We start from the raw sequence: 19,811 nt of genomic DNA on the forward strand, positions 1-19,811 counted from the left end.
GTCCTGCTTTGGGCGAAACGCCGCGGTGCCTGGTCCGGTTCCGGGGTACCGCCAACGCTACGGTTGCCCCGTCCGGGTGCCGTCACCCGGAAAGGATGAAACCGTCCGGCCCAAACTTAAGGGTGGACCTCAGATATTTCTCGCCGTTCCTGCATACAAGGTGTTGAATGGTAGTAGGTCCGCGCCTCTGCCGAACTCTGCGAGGTGCTGGATTGAGTACCTTTACTTGCCGGTGTCTGGGGGTCCGGTGTGAGACGGGGTCGGCGACGCTCGAGAACCCTCTGAGACCGGGGTTCTCTCCCCCCAGCCGTCGTCGGCCCCTTTGCCCTCTGGGAACGAAAAGGGGCGGGCCAGAACCAAATGGTTCGGGCCCGCCCCTTTTTCGGGACTGCTCGCTGAGAGATCCTAGCGCCCTGCGCCGTTGGCCTTTACCGCGAGGACGGGACGATCGGCCTGGATCAAGATGCGCTGGGCATGGCTGCCCATGATGAACTTGCCCACCTGGGAGCGGTGGCGGAGTCCGATGACGATCAGCGAAGCGTTGACCTCCCGCGCGAGCTCCAGGAACTCATCGGCGAGGTCGTGCTGATAGGACGGCTGCAGCACGGACGTTGTGACGCCGGCATCCGCGGCTCGCTTCGCGGCCTCCTCGAGGAGCCCGGCAGTGGCCACGGCCTTGTCCACCAGCGCACCTTCCCGGGCCGAATTGACGATGACCAGGTCTTCGTTCCGGAGTTGCGCTTCGGCTATGCCCGCCGTGAGCGCGGCCTCTCCCGCTGGTGTGGGGACGAATCCGACTATGATGCTCATACGTTCTCCTTCTCCTTGATGTATTCCGGTGCGGGCGCTCCCGAATCGGAGACCTTCCGTTTGGCGAGCAGTGCGCGGATGCCCGGGAGCACTGCCACAAGCACAAAGACAATCAGCAGGGTCGCGGAGATGGGACGGCTGAAGAAGCCCGCCGGGTCGCCACCGAAGACCAGCAGCGAACGCCGCAAGGAGCTTTCCAGAAGCGAGCCCAGGACGAAGGCCAGCACCAGCGGTCCCGGTTCGAAGCCGAATTTCTTCATCAGGTAGCCAATGACGCCGAAGACCACTACCAAGGTGACGTCGAACATGCTGTTGTTGATGGTGTAAGCGCCCAGCAGCGTGATCAGGGCGGTGACGGGGGCCAGGATGGCTGCGCGCACGCGAAGGATCTTCACGAACAGGCCCACGAGCGGCAGGCTCATGATCAGCAGCAGGATATTGCCGATGTACATCGAGTTCACGACGCCCCAGAACAACTCCGGGTTCTCCTCGACGAGCTGCGGACCCGGGGTGACGCCCTGGATCAGGAGGGCACCGAACATCAGCGCCATGGTGGCGTTGGCCGGGATCCCCAGCGTAAGCAGCGGAATGAACGACGATGTCGCGGCCGCGTTGTTGGCGGTTTCCGGTCCGGCCACGCCTTCCGGGGCTCCCTTGCCGAAACGCTCGGGCTGTTTGGCACGCTTTTTCTCCATGGCGTAGGACGCCATGGAGGCGATGGTCGCGCCGCCGCCGGGCAGGATGCCAAGGAAGAAGCCCAGGACTGAGCCGCGTCCGATGGAACCGGATGCCTGCTTGAGATCCTGTCTCGAGGGCCATACGTTCGTTACCTTGGAGGGGGCTTTTGCCGCCCGGTGGCGCTCCTCGAGGTTGTAGAGGATTTCGCCCAGGCCGAAGACGCCCATGGCGATCGGTACGAAGTCGATGCCGTCGGCCAGCTCCAGGCTCCCGAAGGTGAAGCGGCTCTCACCGGTAAAGATATCGCGGCCGACCGTCGCCAGCAGCAGGCCCAGGGCCGCGGCGATGAGTGCCTTGGTTTTGGAGCCGCTGCTGATCGTGGCCACCAGCAGAATTCCGAGCAGTGCCAGCGCCGAATATTCGGCAGGTCCGAAGTCCAGGGCGAAACTCGCCACGATGGGCGCAAGAAAAGTCAGGCCGATGATGGCGGCAGTGCCGCCGACGAAAGAACCGATGGAAGCCAGGCCGAGGGCCGTTCCGGCTTTGCCCTGTCTGGCCATCTGGTAGCCGTCGAAGACCGTGACCACCGATGATGCCTCACCTGGAAGCTTGAGGAGTACGGAGGTGATGGTTCCGCCGTACTGTGCCCCGTAGAAAATTCCGGCGAGCATGATGATGGCGGTGACGGGTTCGACGTTGTAGGTCAGCGGGAGCAGGATGGCGATAGTTGCCGCGGGCCCCAGTCCGGGCAGCACCCCGATCAGCATGCCGATGACGACGCCGATCAGGCAGTACAGGAGATTGGTCGGCTCCAGGACGACGGCAAAGCCGTTGATCACGGGATTCAGAAAATCCACGGGGGTCTCCTAGAAAAGGTGGGGAATGGAGGTGTTGAGCGCCAGGACGAAGATGCCGTAGAACGCTGCAACGACGATGGCGCTTACCAGCAGCGTTGAGCGCCAGGTTTCGCCGCCGAGGAACCGCATCCAGATGACGCACAGGACGAGGGCGGGCAGCTCAAACCCGATAACCGGCATGAGTGCAACCATGGCGGCGAGGGTGACGAGGCCGGTGAGGGGCGCCGTGGACATGCGGGTGAACTTCTCGGCGTCCCGGTTGTGCCGCCCGACGATGAGCTGGAAAAGTCCCAGAAGCACCATGACGCAACTGATCATGAACGGCCACAGTCCGGGCTGCGGTGCGGCCGGGGTTCCCAGCCCCATTGCCACCGACAGGACTAGCGCGCCGATGCCGACGCCAAGGACCACAAGCGAGGAGGCCGAATTGGCCAGGGCACCGGCGGCCGGTGGCTTCTCTTCCTCCCACTGGGCGGCGAGCTGTTCCGGTGTGAAGTCCTCCGGAAGGTCAACAGGAATGCCGGGGGCGTCCCCGCCGGAGCGGACAGCCGCGTGGCTTCCCTCTCCGGCGGGCACTTTGGGTGTTGCTGTCACTCGGATCACTTCGTCCCGTTGAGGCTGATGCTGTACTTCTCCACCAATGCCTTGTACTTGGCGGCGTAGTCCTTCCACTGCGTGACAACTTCCTCGCCGGAGATTTCCTTCGGGGTCAGCAGGTTCTGCTCGTTGAATGCCTTGTAGGCATCCGACTTGAAGGTCTCCCGGAACGCGGCGAGCAGCTTGTCCTTCACGTCCTGCGGGGTGCCCTTGGGGGCAGCGACTGCCCGGTACTGGGCCACGGGGACGTCATAGCCCGATTCCTTGGCAGTCGGGGTGTCCGGGAGGAAGGAGTTCCGCTCCTCGGAGAAGACGAGGAGCGGGGCGACCTTGCCGGCCTTGATCTGCGGCATTGCTTCGCCGAGCTGAACCGTCGCCAGTTCCACCTGGTTACCCAGGACCGCGGTCAGTGCCGGCTTGCCGCTGTCGAACGGAACGTCAGTTCCCTTCACATCGGCCTGCTTGAACAGCACGGTCTGCGCCAGCTGGCTGCCGGTACCAACGCCGGTGGTGCCGAAGGTGATGTTCCGGCCAGCTCCGGTCACATCTGTGATCGTCTTGAATCCGGACTTTTCGCTGGCCACCAGCACGTAGTCGTCCTGGGACAACCCGGCAATGACATCGAAGTCATCGATGTTCACAGCCTCATCCGCGGTGACCGCCAGCGGGGTGATGGTGATCAGGGACGCGTTGAGCAGGATCAGGTTCTGTCCGTCAGCGGGCTTGCCGGCTACCTCTTTGCTGGCCAGGGCGCCGTTGGCACCTGGCTTGTTTACCACCGGCACCGGGGCGCCGAGAGACTTGGACGCGCCCTCGGAGATGGCCCGGGCGATCAGGTCGGTACTGCCGCCGGGCGCCTGTCCCACAGTGAGGTTGACGGGCCCGTTGGGATACTTGGCGGAATCGGCGCTCCCGCCGGCGACGTTGCCGCAGGCGGTCAGCGCCAAGAGTGTGACGGCGGACGCCGCTCCGAGCACGGTGCGACGCGAAGGGAAGTGCATCATTGGAACTCCTCGTTGGTGGTCGGGGCCTTGCCCCGGAAGCATTGTGAACCGCATCACGCCGGTTCGCTTAACCGAGTGTAGGGAGCCGCTATGATGCCTGTCTAAGCCCAAATATGCATGGGGTGATACCAGGAAGGCATCATGTTTACCTTTGACCAGCTGGCCGGCTTCATCGCGGTCGCGGAAGAACTCCACTTCGGACGCGCGGCGGAGCGCCTGCAGATGACGCAGCCGCCGCTGAGCCGCCAGATCCAAAAACTGGAGCGGAGCGTCGGCGCGGAACTCCTCGAGCGAGACAACCGGAAGGTCCAGCTCACGCACGCGGGGGTAGCCTTTCTCGACGAGGCCCGGCGCCTGCTGGCGCTCGCCGAGCGTGCCCCCGTGACCGCGCGCCGCATCGCCTCCGGCCGCTCGGGCCTGCTGCGCATCGGCTTCACTGCCGCCAGCGGCCTCAGCATCCTGGGTCCGCTGCTCGAAGAGATTTCCACGCGGCTGCCCGACGTCGACATCGACCTCCAGGAGTTGGTGACCGGCGAGCAGATCCAGGCGCTGCAGACCGGCGAACTGGATCTGGGCCTGGCCCGGCCGCCCTTTGACCGCGATGTTTTTGATTCCCACCTGCTGTACCGCGAGTCCATGGTCCTCGCCGTCCCGTCCGGTCACCGGCTGGCAGGCCTGGGCCGGGACATCGACAACGACGAGCTGAAGGACGAGCCGCTCATCATGCACTCGCCGCTGCAGGCCCGGTACTTCTACGACCTCGTGATCCGCACGTTCCCCATCCAGCACGGCAATGTAGTCCACACCGTGAGCCAGATCCTGACCATGGTTTCGCTGGTCGCCGCCAAGCGCGGCGTCGCCTTCGTGCCGCACTCCGCCACGGCCCTGGGAATCCACGGTGTTGAATTCCTGCCGTTGAGCGGCAGCCCGGGGGAACCCGTGGAACTGCACGCCATCTGGAACCGCAAGGTGGCAAACCCGGCACTGGGCCGGCTCCTGACTGAGCTCGACTACCAAATGGAGTAAATCTCTGATGATGCACAGAGAGTATCAATACATACAAAAATGAACTTAGACAGGCATGATCGCCGAGCCTACGCTGGAGGGGAACCGACCCACTCACGCCCATCTCGGCGCTCACCCGGAGGACCACATCGTGACAAAGTACACACCCCAGGAACTCGCAGACACCCTCAAGAACGGCCTGTTGTCGTTCCCCGTGACCTCATTCGATGCGCAGCTGCAATTCGATGAGGAGAACTACCGCAAGCACCTGGCCTGGCAGGCTAGTTTCCCGGTGGCGGGCCTCTTTGCCGCCGGCGGCACCGGCGAAGGCTTCTCCCTGACACCGGACGAGTCGGCAAGGGTGGTCCGTGCCGCCGTCGAGGAGGTCGGTGCACTGGTGCCCGTCCTGGCCTCAGCTGGCGGGTCCACCGCGCAGGCCATCGGCAACGCCCAGGCCGCCGAAGCGGCCGGCGCGGACGGCATCCTGCTCCTGCCGCCCTACCTGACGGAAGCGGACCAGGGCGGCTTGATCGACCACGTGGGCGCCATCTGCGAGTCCACCTCACTCGGCGTCATTATCTACAACCGCGCCAATGCCATTTACAAGGACACCACGGTGGCCACCCTGGCGGACCGCCATGAGAACCTGATCGGTTTCAAGGACGGCGTGGGCGATCTTGAGCACGACGCCCGCGTCTACGCCAAGCTCGGCGACCGCCTGTTCTACCTCGGGGGCCTTCCCACTGCGGAGACGTTTGCCCTGCCGCTGCTCCAGCTGGGCATGAGCACCTATTCCAGCGCGATGTACAACTTCGTCCCGCAGTTCGCCCTGGACTTCTACCAGGACGTCCGCAACGAGGACCGCGTTGCCGTCAACAAGAAGCTCAACGACTTCGTGATCCCCTACCTGGACATCCGCGACCGGGTGAAGGGCTACTCCGTTTCCATCGTGAAGGGCGGCCTCGACGCGATTGGCCGCTCCGCCGGCGGAGTGCGCCCACCCCTGCAGAACCTCGCACCGGAGGACCTCGCCGACCTCACAGCCCTCATCGCAACCCTTTCCTAGGAGGACGCACCGTGACCCTCAACGGACACTCACTGATCGCAGGCCAGCCGGTACCCGGGGACGGCAAGACCGCCCATGGCTACAACCCCGTCAACAACGAGCAGCTGGAGCCCGGTTACTCGCTGCTGACCGAAGGACAGCTCGCGACGGCGACCTCCGCCGCCGCCGCAGCCTACCCGTCCTTCAGCACCCTTGACCCGGAGACCCATGCGGGCTTCCTGGAGGCCATCGCCGATAACATCGAGGCGATCGGCGAGGAGCTCATCACGCGTGCCGGTCTCGAGACCGGCCTGCCGGCCGCGAGACTGCAGGGCGAGCGGGCACGCACCGCCGGCCAGCTCCGCCTCTTCGCTGCGGTTGTCCGGCAGGGCGATTTCCGCGGCGTCCGGGTCGACCCCGCACTGCCGGACCGCGCTCCCCTGCCGCGGGCTGACATCCGGCAGCGACAGATCCCGCTGGGTCCGGTGGCAGTCTTTGGCGCCAGCAACTTCCCGCTGGCCTTCTCGACGGCGGGCGGGGACACCGCCTCCGCCCTCGCCGCCGGCTGCCCGGTGGTCTTCAAGGCGCACAACGCCCACCCGGGCACCGGCGAGCTCGTCGGCCAGGCGATTGTCAAAGCCGTCAAGGACTTCGGCCTCCACCCGGGCGTGTTCTCCCTTATCTACGGACCCGGCAGCAGCATTGGCCAGGCCCTCGTCGCTGATCCGGCGATCAAGGCCGTCGGCTTCACCGGCTCACAGTCAGCCGGCATCGCCCTGATGCGCACCGCCGCCGCGCGGCCGGAGCCGATTCCCGTCTACGCGGAAATGTCCTCACTCAACCCGGTCTTCGTCTTCCCCGGAGCCCTCGCCGGCGACGCCGATGAAATCGACGCCCTGGCGTCCCAGTACGTTGCGGCCGTCACGGGCAGCTCAGGACAGCTGTGCACCTCCCCCGGGCTGCTGTTCGCGCCCACCGGTGCGGCGGGCGATAAATTTGCCGCCGCCGTCGGCCGGGCTGTGGCCTCCTGCGCCGGGCAGACCATGCTGACCGCGGGAATCGCCGGATCCCGGAACTCCGGCGCGGAGGCGCTGGGCTCCGCCGACAATGTCAGCGTCCTCGGGCTGGGCGCCGAAGGTGCCACCGAGAACGCCCCGCCCCCCGCCATCTTCGGCACCAGTGTCGCCGAGTTCGTGTCCAACCCCGTGCTGCACGCGGAGGTCTTCGGCGCCGCCAGCCTGGTGATCCGGTATTCGGACACCAAGGAACTCATCGACGCCGCCAGCCGGCTCGAGGGTCAGCTCACCGCATCCCTGCAACTCGCCCCGGCCGACTACCGGTCGGCGGCGCCCCTCGTGCCGGTACTGGAGCAGAAGGTCGGCAGGATCATCGTCAACGGCTGGCCCACCGGCGTCGAGGTCGGGCATGCCATGGTCCACGGCGGCCCGTTCCCCGCCACCTCGGACACCCGGACCACCTCCGTGGGCACCCTGGCCATCAACCGCTTCCTGCGGCCGGTCGCGTACCAGAACCTGCCCCAGGAACTGCTGCCGGCGCCGCTCCGGGACGGCAATCCGTGGCGGCTGAACCGCCGAATCAACGGCGTCGTCGACACTGCTGCAGCAACCGAGAAAGCGGAGGTCAACGCGTGACCACGCAGCCCACCATTGCCCATGTCGAAGTCGTTCCCGTCGCGGGCCACGACAGCATGCTGATGAACCTTAGCGGCGCGCATGGCCCGTTCTTCACCCGCAACATCGTCATCGTGACCGATTCGGACGGCCGCACCGGCCTCGGTGAAGTGCCCGGCGGGGAGAAGATCCGCAGCACCATCGAGGAGGCGGGCAAGCTGATCGCGGGCCGGCCCGTGGCACGTTACCGCTCGTTGCTGCGGGAAGTCTCGACGGCCTTTGCGGACCGCGACGCCGGCGGCCGGGGTCTGCAGACCTTCGACCTGCGCACCACCGTGCACGCCGTCACCGCCGTCGAATCAGCACTGCTGGACCTCCATGGCCAGTTCCTCGGCGTCCCCGTCGCGGAACTCCTGGGCGACGGGCAGCAGCGCGGCTCGGTACCGATGCTCGGATACCTCTTCTTCATCGGCGACCACACCCGGACGGACCTGCCGTATCTGGTGGAGGAAAACCCGGCAGACCGCTGGGAGACGCTGCGCCGGCAGGAGGCCATGACCCCCGAGGCCGTGGTGGCCCTGGCTGAAGCCGCCCAGGAACGCTACGGCTTCAGCGACTTCAAGCTCAAGGGCGGTGTGCTCTCCGGCGACGCCGAGGTGGACGTGGTCACTGCCCTGGCCCGGCGCTTCCCGGAAGCGCGGATCACGCTGGATCCCAACGGCGCCTGGCTCCTGGACGAAGCCGTCCGCCTGGGCAAGCGGATGCAGGGCGTGGTGGCCTACGCCGAGGACCCCTGCGGCGCTGAGGGCCGGTTCTCCGGCCGCGAGGTGATGGCGGAGTTCCGCCGCGCCACCGGGCTGAGAACGGCCACCAACATGATCGCCACGGACTGGCGCGAGATGTCCCATGCCATCCGGAGCAACGCCGTCGACATCCCCCTGGCCGACCCGCATTTCTGGACCATGCACGGCTCGGTCCGGGTGGCGCAGCTATGCCACGAATTCGGATTGACCTGGGGCTCGCACTCGAACAACCACTTCGACATCTCCCTGGCCATGTTCACCCACACAGGAGCGGCCGCCCCGGGCGAGATCACGGCGCTGGACACGCACTGGATCTGGCAGGACGGCCAGGGCCTCACCCGGGAACCGCTGCAGATCCGGGACGGCGCGATCGAAGTTCCGGCGGCTCCGGGGCTTGGAATCGAGCTGGACCGCGCCGCTCTGGACAAGGCACACCAGCTGTATCTGGAGCACGGGCTCGACGCCCGCGACGACAGCATGGGCATGCAGTACTACGTCGACGGCTGGACCTTCGACCCCAAGCGGCCCTGCCTGGTCCGCTAGTCGGCGCGGCCCAGGTCGCCCCTGAAACCCCGCACGGCCGTCTCCCCTCGCAACCGGAGCCGGCCGTGCGGATTCCCATGTCCGGCCGGAAACCGGCCCGCAGCTACCTTCGAAGGACCAATTTTGGGCGGCGTTGTCTCAGGAATCCTGATTGTCTCCGCAGTCATCGCCGTCGGCTATTGCGCCGCGCGGCTGCGGATCCTGGGGCCCGAGGTCCAGGGCGCCCTCACCCGCACCGCCTTTTACGTCACCAACCCCGCGCTGCTGTTCACCGTCGTCGCCGGAAGTGACATCCGCGCCGCGCTGGGCACGGATGCCCCGCTGGCGCTGCTGTCCGCGGCGGCCGTGGGGGTTCTCTACTGCCTGCTCAGCTTCCTTTTCTTCCGGCGGCCCGTCGCCGAGACCGCCGTCGGCGCCATGGCCAGCAGTTATGCCAACGCCAACAACATCGGCATCCCCGTGTCGCTCTACGCCGTCGGAACCGCGCAGCACGTGGCCCCGGTGCTGTTGGTGCAGATCCTGGTCATGGCCCCGTTCTACCTCACCGTCCTGGGACTGGCCGGGGGCTCCAGGATCTCCTGGAAAAGGCTTCTGCTGCAGCCGTTCGCGAATCCGATGATCATCGCGTCCGGGCTGGGCGCCGCCGCCGCCCTGACCGGCTGGAACGCACCGGAGCTGCTCCAGAAACCCATCGATATGCTCGCCGGCGGGGCCGTCCCCATGGTCCTGCTCGCTTTTGGCCTCTCCCTGGCCGGCAAGGCGCCCCTGCAGAAGGGGGACGGCCGCACCGAGACACTGGTCGCCACCGCCCTCAAGATTGCCGGGATGCCGCTCATCGTGTGGGCGCTGGGCCGCTTCGTCTTTGGCCTGGAGGGCCAGCACCTGCTGGCGATCGTCATCATGGCGGCCCTGCCCACCGCCCAGAACGTGTTCCTCTTCGCTTCCCCTTACGGGCGGGGCATGACGATGGCCCGCGACGTGATCCTCTGCACCACCATCCTCAGCGCCGGAGCGCTCCTCGTCGCCGCCTGGCTGCTCGGCTAGGGTTTTTTCCAGAAATACTTGTTATACAAGTTATTGACTTGTATCCTAAGTAGGTGCGGGGCGGTGAAGCCCGGCAATACTTCCAGGGAGAATCCATGACCAGCGTAGATCTGATCCGCCACGTAAAACTTTCCACCGCGCGGCTGCCGCTCGCCGTCCCCATCAGTGACGCGAAAGTCTTCACCGGGCGCCAGAAGCCCATGACTGAAGTTGTCTTCCTCTTCGCCGAAATCACCACCGAGCAGGGCCACAGCGGAATCGGCTTCAGCTACTCCAAGCGCGCCGGAGGCCCGGCCCAGTACGCCCACGCCAAGGAGGTCGCCGAAGGGATTATCGGAGAGGACCCGAACGACATCGGCAAGCTCTACACCAAGCTCCTTTGGGCGGGTGCGTCCGTCGGCCGTTCCGGCGTCGCCACGCAGGCACTCGCCGCCATTGACATCGCGCTCTACGACCTCAAGGCCAAGCGCGCCGGACTGCCGCTGGCCAAGTTCCTCGGCTCCTACCGCGACTCCGTGCAGACCTACAACACCTCCGGCGGCTTCCTGAACGCCTCGCTCGACGAGGTCAAGGCCCGCGCCACGACCCTTCTGGACGACGGAATCGGCGGCATCAAGATCAAGGTGGGCCTGCCGGACACGGCCGAGGACCTCCGCCGTGTGGCCGGTATCCGCGAACACATCGGCTGGGACGTGCCGCTGATGGTCGACGCCAACCAGCAGTGGGACCGCGCCACCGCCCTGCGGATGGGCCGCCAGCTGGAGGAATTCAACCTTGTCTGGATCGAGGAGCCCCTCGACGCCTACGACTTCGAAGGCCACGCACACCTCGCCCAAATCCTGGATACCCCCATCGCCACCGGCGAAATGCTGGCTTCCGTCGCCGAACACCAGGGCCTCATCAAGGCCAACGGCTGCGACATCATCCAGCCCGATGCGCCGCGCGTCGGCGGCATCACCCAGTTCCTCCGCCTCGCTGCCATGGCGGATGAGCGCGGCCTGGGCCTGGCCCCGCACTTCGCGATGGAAATCCACCTGCACCTCGCCGCAGCCTACCCGCGCGAACCGTGGGTGGAGCACTTCGACTGGCTGGATCCGCTCTTCAACGAACGCCTCGAAACCAAGAACGGCCGCATGCTGGTTCCGGACCGTCCCGGACTGGGCATCACGCTCAGCGACCAGGCGCGGGCCTGGACGACCGAATCGGTGGAATTCGGCAAGTAACCTTGTACTCATGAGCCGGAACCTGACCGCGGACCTCGCCGCCGATCTTCGCATGCGCATTGTCGATGGCGTCATCCAGCCGGGAGAGAAGCTTCCTAGCGAAAACACCCTGATCGGCGAGTTCGGCGTCAGCCGGACAGTGGTCCGCTCCGCGCTCACCCGCTTGCAGGCCGAAGGGCTCGTCGAAACCGAACGGGGGCGGGGCAGTTTTGCGCTGACCCCTCCCCCGGCGGACGCGCATCCGGTGCCCGGAACCCGGCCGGTGGTCAGCCTGGAAGACCGCGCCAAGCTGCTCGAGTTCCGCATCGGCGTCGAGTCCGAGGCTGCCGCCCTGGCGGCCGGGAACCGCTCGGAACGGCAGCTGCAGGCGGTCCGGACGGCGCTGGCGGAGTTCATCGCCAGCGGGAGCCACCCGGCGCACGCCATGAAATCCGACTATGAGTTCCACCGGGCCATCGCCGCCGCCACCGGGAACCCGTTCTATTCCGACTGCCTGGCGGCGCTGGGACAGACCATGATCGCCATGCCCCGGACCCGCCTCATGACCGGCGGCGAGCACCACGTGCGGGAGCATTTCGAGCAAGTGGTGCTGGAACACGAGTCCATCTACGCCGCCATCGCCGAGGGCGACGGAGCGTCGTCGTCGGCCGCCATGCGCAGCCATCTGGCAAACTCCCGTCGCCGGCTCCGCACGCCCGCTGCCGGGCGCCGGGCCGACAGCTAGGGACTGACCGGATGCAGTCTGCGGACACCGCTGTCACCGACCTGGCAACCGCCACGACGAAGTTCTTCCGGCGGGTGCTGCCCATCATGCTGGTCATGCTCGTGTGCAACCAGCTCAACCGGTCCAACATCGGCTACGCCCAGGCACAGCTGGAAGCAGACGTGGGCATCGGTGCCGCAGCCTACGGCCTGGGCGCCGGACTGTTTTTCATCGCCTACGCCATCTTCGAACTGCCCAGCAACGTCATGATGGAGAAGTTCGGGGCGAAGATCTGGCTCTCCCGGATCATGGTCAGCTGGGGTGTCGTCTCTTTCCTGATGGCGTTCGTGCAGAACGAGACCTGGTTCTTCGTCCTGCGGTTCCTGCTGGGCGCCGCCGAGGCCGGATTCTTCCCAGCGGTCATCTTCTACTTCGCCCGATGGGTGCCGGCAGGCCAGCGCGGCAAGGCCACGGCGATCTTTATCGCTGGATCCTCAGTCGCCGCCGCCATCTCAGGGCCCGTCGCCGGAATGCTGCTCAGCCTTCACGACGCTCTGGGCCTGCGCGGCTGGCAGTGGCTGTTCGGCTTCGAAGGCCTGCTCTCCGTGGTGGTCGGGATAACCGTGTATTTCCTGCTGGACGCCACAGTCCAGGACGCCAAGTGGCTGAGCCGCGGTGAAAAGTCCGCCCTGAGCGCTGCCATCGCGGAAGAGGACGCCCGGCACGACGGCGCCAGGGCAGGACGTGCCAGCCGCTGGAAGATGCTCCTGGATCCGCAGATCCTGCTGCTGTGCGGCATCTACTTCGCCATCCAGCTCTCGGTCTACGCCAACACCTTCTGGCTCCCGAGCATCATCAGGCGGATCCCGGGAACCACGGACCTCAGTGTCGGATTCCTGTCCTCCATTCCGTGGGTGTGCGCCATCGTTGCCATGTACTTCATGGCCAGGTGGCAGGACAAGGCGATGTCCAAGCGCCCGCTGTTGGTGGCTGCGCTGCTGGTCGCCGCTGCCGGGACGCTCGCGGCGGCCGTCGCCTCCCCGGTCCTGGCGCTGGTTTTCCTGTCCGTCGCCGCGATGGGCTTCAAGAGCGCATCCCCCCTGTTCTGGACCATCCCCCAGGCCGGCCTCCATCCGCTGGTCCTCGCTCCGGCGATCGCCATCATCAACTCACTGGGCAACCTGGGCGGCTTCGTGGCGCCCTTCGGATTCGGGATCATCAAGGAACAGACGGGAATCGTGGCGCCGGGGCTCTTCGCCTTGGCCGCCGCCTCCACGGCCGCCGCCGGCCTGGTTTATTTCCTCAGGGAACGCAGCACCCACAGCGGCTCCCGGGCACAGGACGGGGCCGGGCGGACTTCCCGGGAAGCCGTCACTGCGCCGTAGCCGTCCGCACCGCCTCGCGCAGGGAAGTTGCGGGCCGGCCGATGAGCCTGCGGAGGTCACCGCTGGTCACGAGCAGTTCACCGCGCGCGATGCCCCGGTCGCTGTCCGCGAGGATGGCCGCGTAGCCCGCGGGCAGTCCGGCACCCACCAGCAGTTCCGCGTATTCCTGCACGGGCAGGTCACGGTAGGTCACCGGCCGGCCGGCGGCGGCACTGACTTCCTCAGCCAGCTCGCTGAGGGTGAAAGGCACATCGCCGCCGAGCTCATGAACCTTCCCGGCCTGGTCATCGCGGAGAAGCACCGCCGCGGCGGCGCGGGCATAGTCGGCGCGGGTGGCCGCGCTGACCCGCCCGTCTCCGGCGCTGCCGAGCACGGCGCCGTGCTGGAGGTAGCTGCCCAGCTGGTCCGTGTAGTTCTCCAGGTACCAGCCGTTGCGGAGCAGTGTGAACGGCAGTCCGGACGCCGACAGGGCCTCTTCCGTGGCCTGGTGTTCCGCCGCCAACTGCATGTCCGTGCGGTCGGCGTTCGCGATGCTGGTGTAGGCGATCAGCCCGACGCCGGCGTCCTTGGCCGCCTCGATGGCATTCCGGTGCTGCTCAAGGCGCTGGCCGACCTCACTGCCCGAGATCAGCAGCACCTTGCCGGCACCAACAAAGGCGTGCCGCAGGGAGGCCGGGTCCTGGTAGTCGATCTGCCGGACCTGGACGCCCCGGCCGGCGAGGTCTGCGACCTTGCCCAGATCCCGGCCGGCGGCCACGATCTGCCCCGCGGGTAGGCCGCTCTCGAGGAGGGCTTCAACAACGAGGCGCCCGAGCTGTCCGGTGGCGCCGGTGATAACGATGGTCATGATGGTCCTTTCACGGGGATGGCTGACATCCATACCAACGGCACCGAAACGGCAATACTTCCCGAAAGAGAGTACGCACTTTGAAGTAAGGTACTGCTATGAAAGTAAGTACAGACGTGGCCCTGCTTCCGCTGCAGGGCGCGGATGGGATCTTCCCCGCCGGTTGTCCCAGCCGGACGGTCCTCGATCACGTCTCCAGCAAATGGGGCGTGCTGATCCTGGTGGCGCTGTGGAACGGCCCGCAGCGCTGGAGCGAACTGCGGCGCCGGGCCGAAGGCATCAGCGAGAAGATGCTGGCCCAAACCCTCAAGACGCTGGAAGGGGACGGCTTGCTCCATCGCGATGCCCAGCCGGTCATCCCGCCCAGGGTCGACTACAGTCTCAGCGACCGTGGCCGGGAACTTGTTGCCGTGCTCCTCCCGCTGGTGACCTGGATTGCGGAGCACGCCGACGAGATCGTCAACGCCCCCGGCGCCGCCGGCTCTGCGGGAACCGCAGAAGCCGCGAACAGGCCAGCAGCGCCGTGACGGAACTCGATCTTGACGTGCGCTGGTACGCGGGGACGAGGTCCGGCCGACGCGGCGCGGCCGCGCCGATCCAGGTGCACCCGGCCGCGGCCGGCACGGTCCTGCTCCGGCAGAGCATCGAGACGAATTTTGAGGCACCGTTCCTCTACCTGCTGTTCGGTGAGGACCGTGCCTTCCTTCTAGATACGGGCGCGACGGCGGACGCCACCGGATTTCCGCTTCGGGCGACGGTCGACACCCTCATAGACGGCTGGCTGCGCGCGCGCCCCAGGGACGGTTACGAACTCATCGTCGCCCACTCGCACGCCCACGGGGACCACGTCGCCGGGGACCGGCAGTTCACAGACCGGCCGCACACCCGGGTCGTGGGACATTCCGCCGAGGACGTTGCCGCGTTCTTCGGGATCGACGACTGGCCCCGCGGCAGAGCCCGCGTGGACCTTGGCGGCCGGGTGCTTGAGGTGATCCCGACGCCGGGGCACCATCCGTCCGCCGTCGCCATTTATGACGAGGACACGGGCATGCTGCTCACGGGGGACACGGTCTATCCCGGCCGGCTCTATGTGCAGGATTTTCCGGCCTTCCAGGATTCGCTGCGCGCTCTCTGCGACTTCAGCGCGGCACATCCCGTCAGGGTGGTTCTTGGCGCCCACATCGAAATGTCGGCCCGGCCGTTCAGGGACTTTCCGCTCGGCTCAACCTGCCACCCCGGTGAAGCTCCCCTCCCGCTGACGGTCGCGGACCTGCACGCGATCCGGGACGCGGCCGCCCGGACCGCCGGCCGCCCCGGGGCGCACCGTTCCGCGAACTTCATCATCTGGAACGGGCCCTGCCGGCTGGAGTCCGCTTTCCAGGCCGTCCGGCTCCTGCTCGTCCGGGCTTTCGGCCTGCTCCGGGCACTGGGCCGGTAGCGCTGTCCCGGAGGGTTGGTCAGTGGCGGCAGGTCACGGCAGCGGGCCCGTGGCCAGGGAGGACCGGTGGAAGTCCGTGCGCCACACCCAGGCGGCTTGTTCGCCGCCGTCGGTAACGACGTATTCGGGCCAGCGGTCAAACGCCGAGCAGGGGTGCGATATCCCGAAGTCAACTACGTCGGTGACGTCCAGTCCGCTCACCCCGGTGAGGACTGCATGGTGGTCGAACAGGTTCCGCACGACGGCGGTTGCCCCGTCCCTGAGGGCGCCGTCCGCGGTGCGGGCTGACAGCAAAACCGGCAGACCGGCGTCGTAGGGAAGGTCCCGTTTGCCGGCCCCGACGACGGCCATCCCCGGTTCAGGCGTGGACAGGACCACGGCCCGGACCGAAACCGCGGGAACCAGGCCCGGCACCGGGCTGACGCCGGCGTAGGTGCCGTGATCGTGGGTGACATAGCAGCCGGACCGGAGGATCCTCCGGGTACCGGGCACCAGGCTGTCGTCCGGAAGGTACGCCACGACGCGGTCCGGGAAGGCGGACCCGCCCATGGAGTAGATGGGGGCGGCTGTCTCGAAGTACTGCGCGGCGCCCAGATACACATCCCGCACCAGCCTGCAGTGCCGGTCGACGGCGTCGACCGTGGACTCCGACCGGCTGTTGGGCACCACGCCTTCGTAACCGGCAACACCGACGAGCCGGAGGCCGGGCGTCCCCTGGACCAGCCCTGCCAGGCGAAGGGCATCGTCGAGGCTCCGGGTACCCGTGCGGCCGTCCGGTGTCCCGACGTCGATCAGCACCTCCAGGCTGACGGCGGCCCCGGCGAAGACCCGGGCTGCCGCCTCGACACCGGCAGCAGAATCCACGAAGCACCGGATTTCCCGTCCGGAATCTTCCTCCAGCCAGGACCGGAGGCGCATCAGGCCGTACCGATCGACGACCTCGTTGGCCACAAGAACGTGCCGGTGTCCCCAGCCCAGCGCCGAGGCGACCTGGTCCGCGGTGGCGACGGTGACACCGACGGCGCCGGCAGCCACCTGACGGGCAATGACCGGCGCGGACATCGTTGTCTTGACGTGGGGGGCCAGCTCCACCCCCCGCTGCCCGCACCAGGAGGCCATCACCCGGATGTTGTTTTCGAGGGCATCGATATTGAGCCGCAATTGTGGATACGCCGGGGCGGCTGGCATCCCCGCCGCCGCGTTGTCATCGGGGACACTCTGGGGCTGATTCGGGCTGCTCACGGGGCTATTGTGCCATGACGCCCGCCAAAATCGACCTGCCAAACTCGAGCTGCCAGGTTTGCCGCCCGGGAGGATAATGGCACCGAGAGCCAGCAGCCGCTGCGGACGGGAGGGGACCGAATGCAAACGCCGCCGCGCATCACGGTGGAGGTGCCCGTACTCACCATTGGCGCCGGGACCGCTGACTACGAGGAACTGGGCAGCCAGGTCGACGCGCTGCGCAGGCAGCGGGGGCTGCACCTGACCCTGCTGCACATCGGCGTCCTCGCGGACTTCGCCCGGGACATCGCGGAGTGGACCAGGGGCATCACGACCGCCGAGGACGCCGCAGGCACGGCGGTCTCCTGGTTGGAGGAGCTGCCCGTGCTGGGAGGCTTCTCCGGGACGTCCGAGCGGCTGGTCCTGCTGGGCGGCGGGCGCGTCAGCGGGCTGGAAGTGGAAGTGCCCCAGCATGTGCGGGACTACCAGGTTTCCCTCGTGACGGCGCTGCATGAACTGTTGGACGAGCTGCTGGTGGACAACGTCGATGACTTCATCCTCGGCTCACCCGCCCTCGGTTTCAGGTACCCGCACTGGACACCCCACATCGCCGTCGGCCGCCCCAGATCCCGGGGCCGCGGACCGTGGCCAATCACCCCGTTGGCCATCGACTTCGGCGCATCACGGATCCGGAACCGCCAGTTCCTCCCGGCCAGCGGCGCCGGAGCAGGACCGGACCAGGACCCCGCGCCGCCCCGGACAGAAGGTGGGCAATGACAGTACGGAGCGCTGGTATTCTCCTGTACCGCCGGGGCGGTGGAGGCGACGTCGAGGTGTGGATAGCCCATATGGGCGGACCGTTCTGGGCGCGCAAGGATGCCCGCGCCTGGTCGATTCCCAAGGGCGAGTACCTTCCCGACGAGGACCCGCTGGCCGCCGCCGAACGTGAGTTCGCCGAAGAAATGGGAACTCCTGCGCCATCCGCCGACTACTGCGAACTCGGCGCCTTTCGGCAACCCTCAGGAAAGATCATCACGGTCTTTTCGGCCGAGTCCGACTTCGCTCCCGAACGGATCGTGAGCAACACCTTCGCCCTGGAATGGCCGAAGGGATCCGGCACGGTCCGCAACTACCCCGAGGTTGACGACGCCAGGTGGACCGGGGTGGAGGAAGCCCGCACCAAGCTGGTCAGCGGCCAGCTGCCGATCCTTGACGCGCTGATCCAACATCTGGAGCGCCGCGGCACCTGATGGCGGCGTCCCGGCCGCCTCCCTGACCGCCGCCTGCCATTGCTGGCCCGGCAGCGGACTGCCATCCTTGGGTAATCCGCACTCCCGGAAGCGAACGAAAGGGAATAACGATGCCGCTCTATCTGTCGAAGTTCAGCTATACCCCTGAGACGTGGGCCAGGATGATCAGCAACCCGGAGGACCGCGGCAAAGCCGCCCAGGCGTACATCGAGTCGGTCGGTGGTAAGCTCCACGGCTTCTGGTATGCGTTCGGCAGCCACGACGGCTACAACCTGTGGGAGGCCCCGAACAACGTGTCCATGGCCGCGGTGGCGCTGGCCATCACGGGAGGCGGAGCACTGAGTTCGCTGGAAACAACAGTGCTGCTGACAGTCGACGAAACTCTGGACGCCCTGCGGATGGCCGCGGAGGTCGGGTACCGGGCTCCTGGCACCTGACGTTCCCGTCCCACGCACAGAGAGGACTCCCCCGATGAGTGCAATCGAACCGACCGGGCGGCGTGAGCTGTCTGCCGTCCACCGCGCAGCGAGCCTCAAGGAGCGCGTCTACATCAGCTTCACCAGCCTGGCTGTGGTGCTGGCCCTTCGAAGCCACGCAGACGAGACGACGCCCGCTGCCGCGGCCGTAACCCTCAGCATCGTGGTCGTTGGTTCCCTGCTGGGGATCTTCGTTGCCGATCTGCTCAGCCATCTGACGGTTCACGCCCAGCTCCCCAGCGGTCCGGAACTGCACCACATGATTGCCGTCAGCACCGAGTCCCTCAGCGTCCTGGTGACTCCGCTGCTGCTCCTCACGGCGGCCGGCCTCGGCCTCTGGTCGACTGCCGTGGCACTGCAGTGGGCAACCGTCGTCCTTGTCGTGACGCTCCTCGTCGTCGGCTACCTCGCGATCCGGCGGCTCGATCTGCCGGTCCGCCACAAAGCCCTGATCATGTTCGCCGAAGTAGTGTTGAGCCTGGTGGTCATCGGGCTCGAACTGCTGGCGCACAATCTCTGACAGCGGCACCGCGGACCGCCCCGGCCGGGGAACAAGCCTGGCTTCCATTCGTTGGGGTGGGTAGCGGCCCAACACCCACCCCCACCAAAGGAGACTGCTTGCTGATCGTGCTCATCGGAATTGACGGTTCAGGAAAAACGACGGCGGCACGCGGCCTGGTTGATGCCGCCCGCGACGCGGGGAACGGCGCCCTGTTTCTCGGCAATTATGCCGGTCGCCGGCAGATGTCTCTTATCAGTGCCAGGCTCGGGGTTCACCTGCCCGCGCGGCTGGCGGACGTTATTGAAACGGCAGTCCGGACGTTTAACGTCCTGAATTCACACCGCCGCGCCGGGCGCTTTCACGGCCTGGTGGTCATGGACCGGGACCTGCATTGCCAGCTCGCGCTGCGCCGGATGTACGGACTGCCCCGCGGACGTGTGCTGCCGTTCCTGATCCGCGCACTCCCCCGGCCCGATCTGCTCATCTACCTCGACATTGACCCGCGCGTGGCGCACGAACGGATCCTCGCGCGGGGCACCGATTCCGAGCGCTTCGAAGACCTTGAGTCCTTAGGCGAGGCCTACCGGTCACTCCCGGAATTCCCGGGGTTTACCAGAATCCCCGCCGACGGGCAGCCGGCCGAGGTGCTGGCCCGGCTGCAAGCCGCCATCACCCGTGCCTGCGGAGGGCCGGCCGGGGAGCACTCCCCCGCCGGCCCCGCCTGACGTCCCACGGACCGGGAACCCGGC

21 protein-coding genes are annotated in these 19,811 nt (G+C 67.0%); 15 read left to right on the top strand and 6 right to left on the bottom strand.

Going from position 1 to position 19,811, the window contains the following annotated elements; translation table 11 throughout:
- Positions 1-405: 405 nt before the first annotated feature.
- Genes ACZYZ5_RS10570 through ACZYZ5_RS10585 form a run of 4 tightly spaced genes read right to left on the bottom strand, consistent with a single transcriptional unit; the run spans position 406 to position 3,946 of the window.
- Positions 406-810, bottom strand: coding sequence for a universal stress protein (locus ACZYZ5_RS10570; protein WP_463901617.1), 405 nt, complete (start codon positions 808-810; stop codon positions 406-408).
- Positions 807-2,345: a tripartite tricarboxylate transporter permease gene (locus ACZYZ5_RS10575; RefSeq protein ID WP_463901619.1), complete on the bottom strand. Its 1,539-nt coding sequence runs from the start codon at positions 2,343-2,345 to the stop codon at positions 807-809. The genes ACZYZ5_RS10570 and ACZYZ5_RS10575 overlap by 4 nt, the downstream gene beginning before the upstream one ends.
- Before the next feature lie 9 nt (positions 2,346-2,354).
- Positions 2,355-2,939: a tripartite tricarboxylate transporter TctB family protein gene (locus ACZYZ5_RS10580; protein WP_463901621.1), complete on the bottom strand. Its 585-nt coding sequence runs from the start codon at positions 2,937-2,939 to the stop codon at positions 2,355-2,357.
- A 5-nt stretch (positions 2,940-2,944) separates the two neighbouring features.
- Positions 2,945-3,946 carry a Bug family tripartite tricarboxylate transporter substrate binding protein gene (locus tag ACZYZ5_RS10585; RefSeq protein ID WP_463901623.1) on the bottom strand — a complete coding sequence of 334 codons (1,002 nt, stop codon included), beginning with the start codon at positions 3,944-3,946 and terminating at the stop codon, positions 2,945-2,947.
- A gap of 141 nt (positions 3,947-4,087) precedes the next feature.
- Here ACZYZ5_RS10585 and ACZYZ5_RS10590 point away from each other — a divergent pair, with 141 nt between their 5' ends.
- The 8 genes from ACZYZ5_RS10590 (at position 4,088) to ACZYZ5_RS10625 (ending at position 13,328) form a co-directional block, all read left to right on the top strand.
- Positions 4,088-4,972: a LysR family transcriptional regulator gene (locus tag ACZYZ5_RS10590; RefSeq protein ID WP_463901625.1), complete on the top strand. Its 885-nt coding sequence runs from the start codon at positions 4,088-4,090 to the stop codon at positions 4,970-4,972.
- A 130-nt stretch (positions 4,973-5,102) separates the two neighbouring features.
- On the top strand, positions 5,103-6,017 hold the full coding sequence (gene kdgD / locus ACZYZ5_RS10595) for a 5-dehydro-4-deoxyglucarate dehydratase (RefSeq protein ID WP_463901627.1): 915 nt from the start codon (positions 5,103-5,105) through the stop codon (positions 6,015-6,017).
- 11 nt (positions 6,018-6,028) lie between these two features.
- Positions 6,029-7,648, top strand: a complete 1,620-nt coding sequence (locus ACZYZ5_RS10600) for an aldehyde dehydrogenase (NADP(+)) (RefSeq protein ID WP_463901629.1) — start codon at positions 6,029-6,031, stop codon at positions 7,646-7,648.
- On the top strand, positions 7,645-8,973 hold the full coding sequence (locus tag ACZYZ5_RS10605; RefSeq protein ID WP_463901631.1) for an enolase C-terminal domain-like protein: 1,329 nt from the start codon (positions 7,645-7,647) through the stop codon (positions 8,971-8,973). The genes ACZYZ5_RS10600 and ACZYZ5_RS10605 overlap by 4 nt, the downstream gene beginning before the upstream one ends.
- Positions 8,974-9,096: 123 nt before the next feature.
- The gene (locus ACZYZ5_RS10610; protein ID WP_463901633.1) at positions 9,097-10,017 is read left to right on the top strand and encodes an AEC family transporter; all 921 of its coding nucleotides are present in this window, start codon (positions 9,097-9,099) and stop codon (positions 10,015-10,017) included.
- Positions 10,018-10,112: 95 nt separating this feature from the next.
- Positions 10,113-11,240, top strand: coding sequence for an L-talarate/galactarate dehydratase (locus ACZYZ5_RS10615; RefSeq protein WP_463901635.1), 1,128 nt, complete (start codon positions 10,113-10,115; stop codon positions 11,238-11,240).
- Positions 11,241-11,250: 10 nt separating this feature from the next.
- Complete coding sequence (locus tag ACZYZ5_RS10620) at positions 11,251-11,964, top strand: FadR/GntR family transcriptional regulator (RefSeq protein ID WP_463901637.1); 714 nt, start codon at positions 11,251-11,253, stop codon at positions 11,962-11,964.
- An 11-nt stretch (positions 11,965-11,975) separates the two neighbouring features.
- Positions 11,976-13,328, top strand: coding sequence for an MFS transporter (locus tag ACZYZ5_RS10625; RefSeq protein ID WP_463901639.1), 1,353 nt, complete (start codon positions 11,976-11,978; stop codon positions 13,326-13,328).
- On the opposite strand, the gene ACZYZ5_RS10630 is transcribed toward ACZYZ5_RS10625, so the two are convergent.
- On the bottom strand, positions 13,315-14,175 hold the full coding sequence (locus ACZYZ5_RS10630) for an SDR family oxidoreductase (protein ID WP_463901641.1): 861 nt from the start codon (positions 14,173-14,175) through the stop codon (positions 13,315-13,317). The two genes, ACZYZ5_RS10625 and ACZYZ5_RS10630, sit on opposite strands and share 14 nt — an antisense overlap.
- 98 nt (positions 14,176-14,273) lie before the next feature.
- Between ACZYZ5_RS10630 and ACZYZ5_RS10635 the strand changes: the two genes are divergently transcribed.
- Together ACZYZ5_RS10635 and ACZYZ5_RS10640 are read left to right on the top strand one after the other, a co-directional pair.
- Entirely contained in the window at positions 14,274-14,702 is a 429-nt protein-coding gene (locus tag ACZYZ5_RS10635) for a winged helix-turn-helix transcriptional regulator (RefSeq protein WP_463901643.1), read from the top strand.
- On the top strand, positions 14,699-15,613 hold the full coding sequence (locus ACZYZ5_RS10640; protein ID WP_463901645.1) for an MBL fold metallo-hydrolase: 915 nt from the start codon (positions 14,699-14,701) through the stop codon (positions 15,611-15,613). Before ACZYZ5_RS10635 ends, ACZYZ5_RS10640 begins: the two co-directional genes overlap by 4 nt.
- 33 nt (positions 15,614-15,646) lie before the next feature.
- On the opposite strand, the gene ACZYZ5_RS10645 is transcribed toward ACZYZ5_RS10640, so the two are convergent.
- On the bottom strand, positions 15,647-16,855 hold the full coding sequence (locus ACZYZ5_RS10645) for an alanine racemase (protein ID WP_463901647.1): 1,209 nt from the start codon (positions 16,853-16,855) through the stop codon (positions 15,647-15,649).
- A gap of 120 nt (positions 16,856-16,975) precedes the next feature.
- Between ACZYZ5_RS10645 and ACZYZ5_RS10650 the strand changes: the two genes are divergently transcribed.
- The 5 genes from ACZYZ5_RS10650 to ACZYZ5_RS10670 all read left to right on the top strand — a co-directional run bounded on the left by ACZYZ5_RS10650 (position 16,976) and on the right by ACZYZ5_RS10670 (position 19,787).
- Positions 16,976-17,611 carry a hypothetical protein gene (locus tag ACZYZ5_RS10650; RefSeq protein WP_463901649.1) on the top strand — a complete coding sequence of 212 codons (636 nt, stop codon included), beginning with the start codon at positions 16,976-16,978 and terminating at the stop codon, positions 17,609-17,611.
- On the top strand, positions 17,608-18,084 hold the full coding sequence (locus tag ACZYZ5_RS10655; protein WP_463901651.1) for an NUDIX hydrolase: 477 nt from the start codon (positions 17,608-17,610) through the stop codon (positions 18,082-18,084). Before ACZYZ5_RS10650 ends, ACZYZ5_RS10655 begins: the two co-directional genes overlap by 4 nt.
- A 110-nt stretch (positions 18,085-18,194) precedes the next feature.
- Entirely contained in the window at positions 18,195-18,521 is a 327-nt protein-coding gene (locus tag ACZYZ5_RS10660) for a GYD domain-containing protein (RefSeq protein WP_463901653.1), read from the top strand.
- 34 nt (positions 18,522-18,555) lie between these two features.
- The gene (locus tag ACZYZ5_RS10665; protein ID WP_463901655.1) at positions 18,556-19,080 is read left to right on the top strand and encodes a hypothetical protein; all 525 of its coding nucleotides are present in this window, start codon (positions 18,556-18,558) and stop codon (positions 19,078-19,080) included.
- A 98-nt stretch (positions 19,081-19,178) separates the two neighbouring features.
- Complete coding sequence (locus ACZYZ5_RS10670; RefSeq protein ID WP_463901657.1) at positions 19,179-19,787, top strand: nucleoside/nucleotide kinase family protein; 609 nt, start codon at positions 19,179-19,181, stop codon at positions 19,785-19,787.
- Positions 19,788-19,811 lie beyond the last annotated feature (24 nt).

Source organism: Pseudarthrobacter ribosi, from assembly GCF_055412865.1.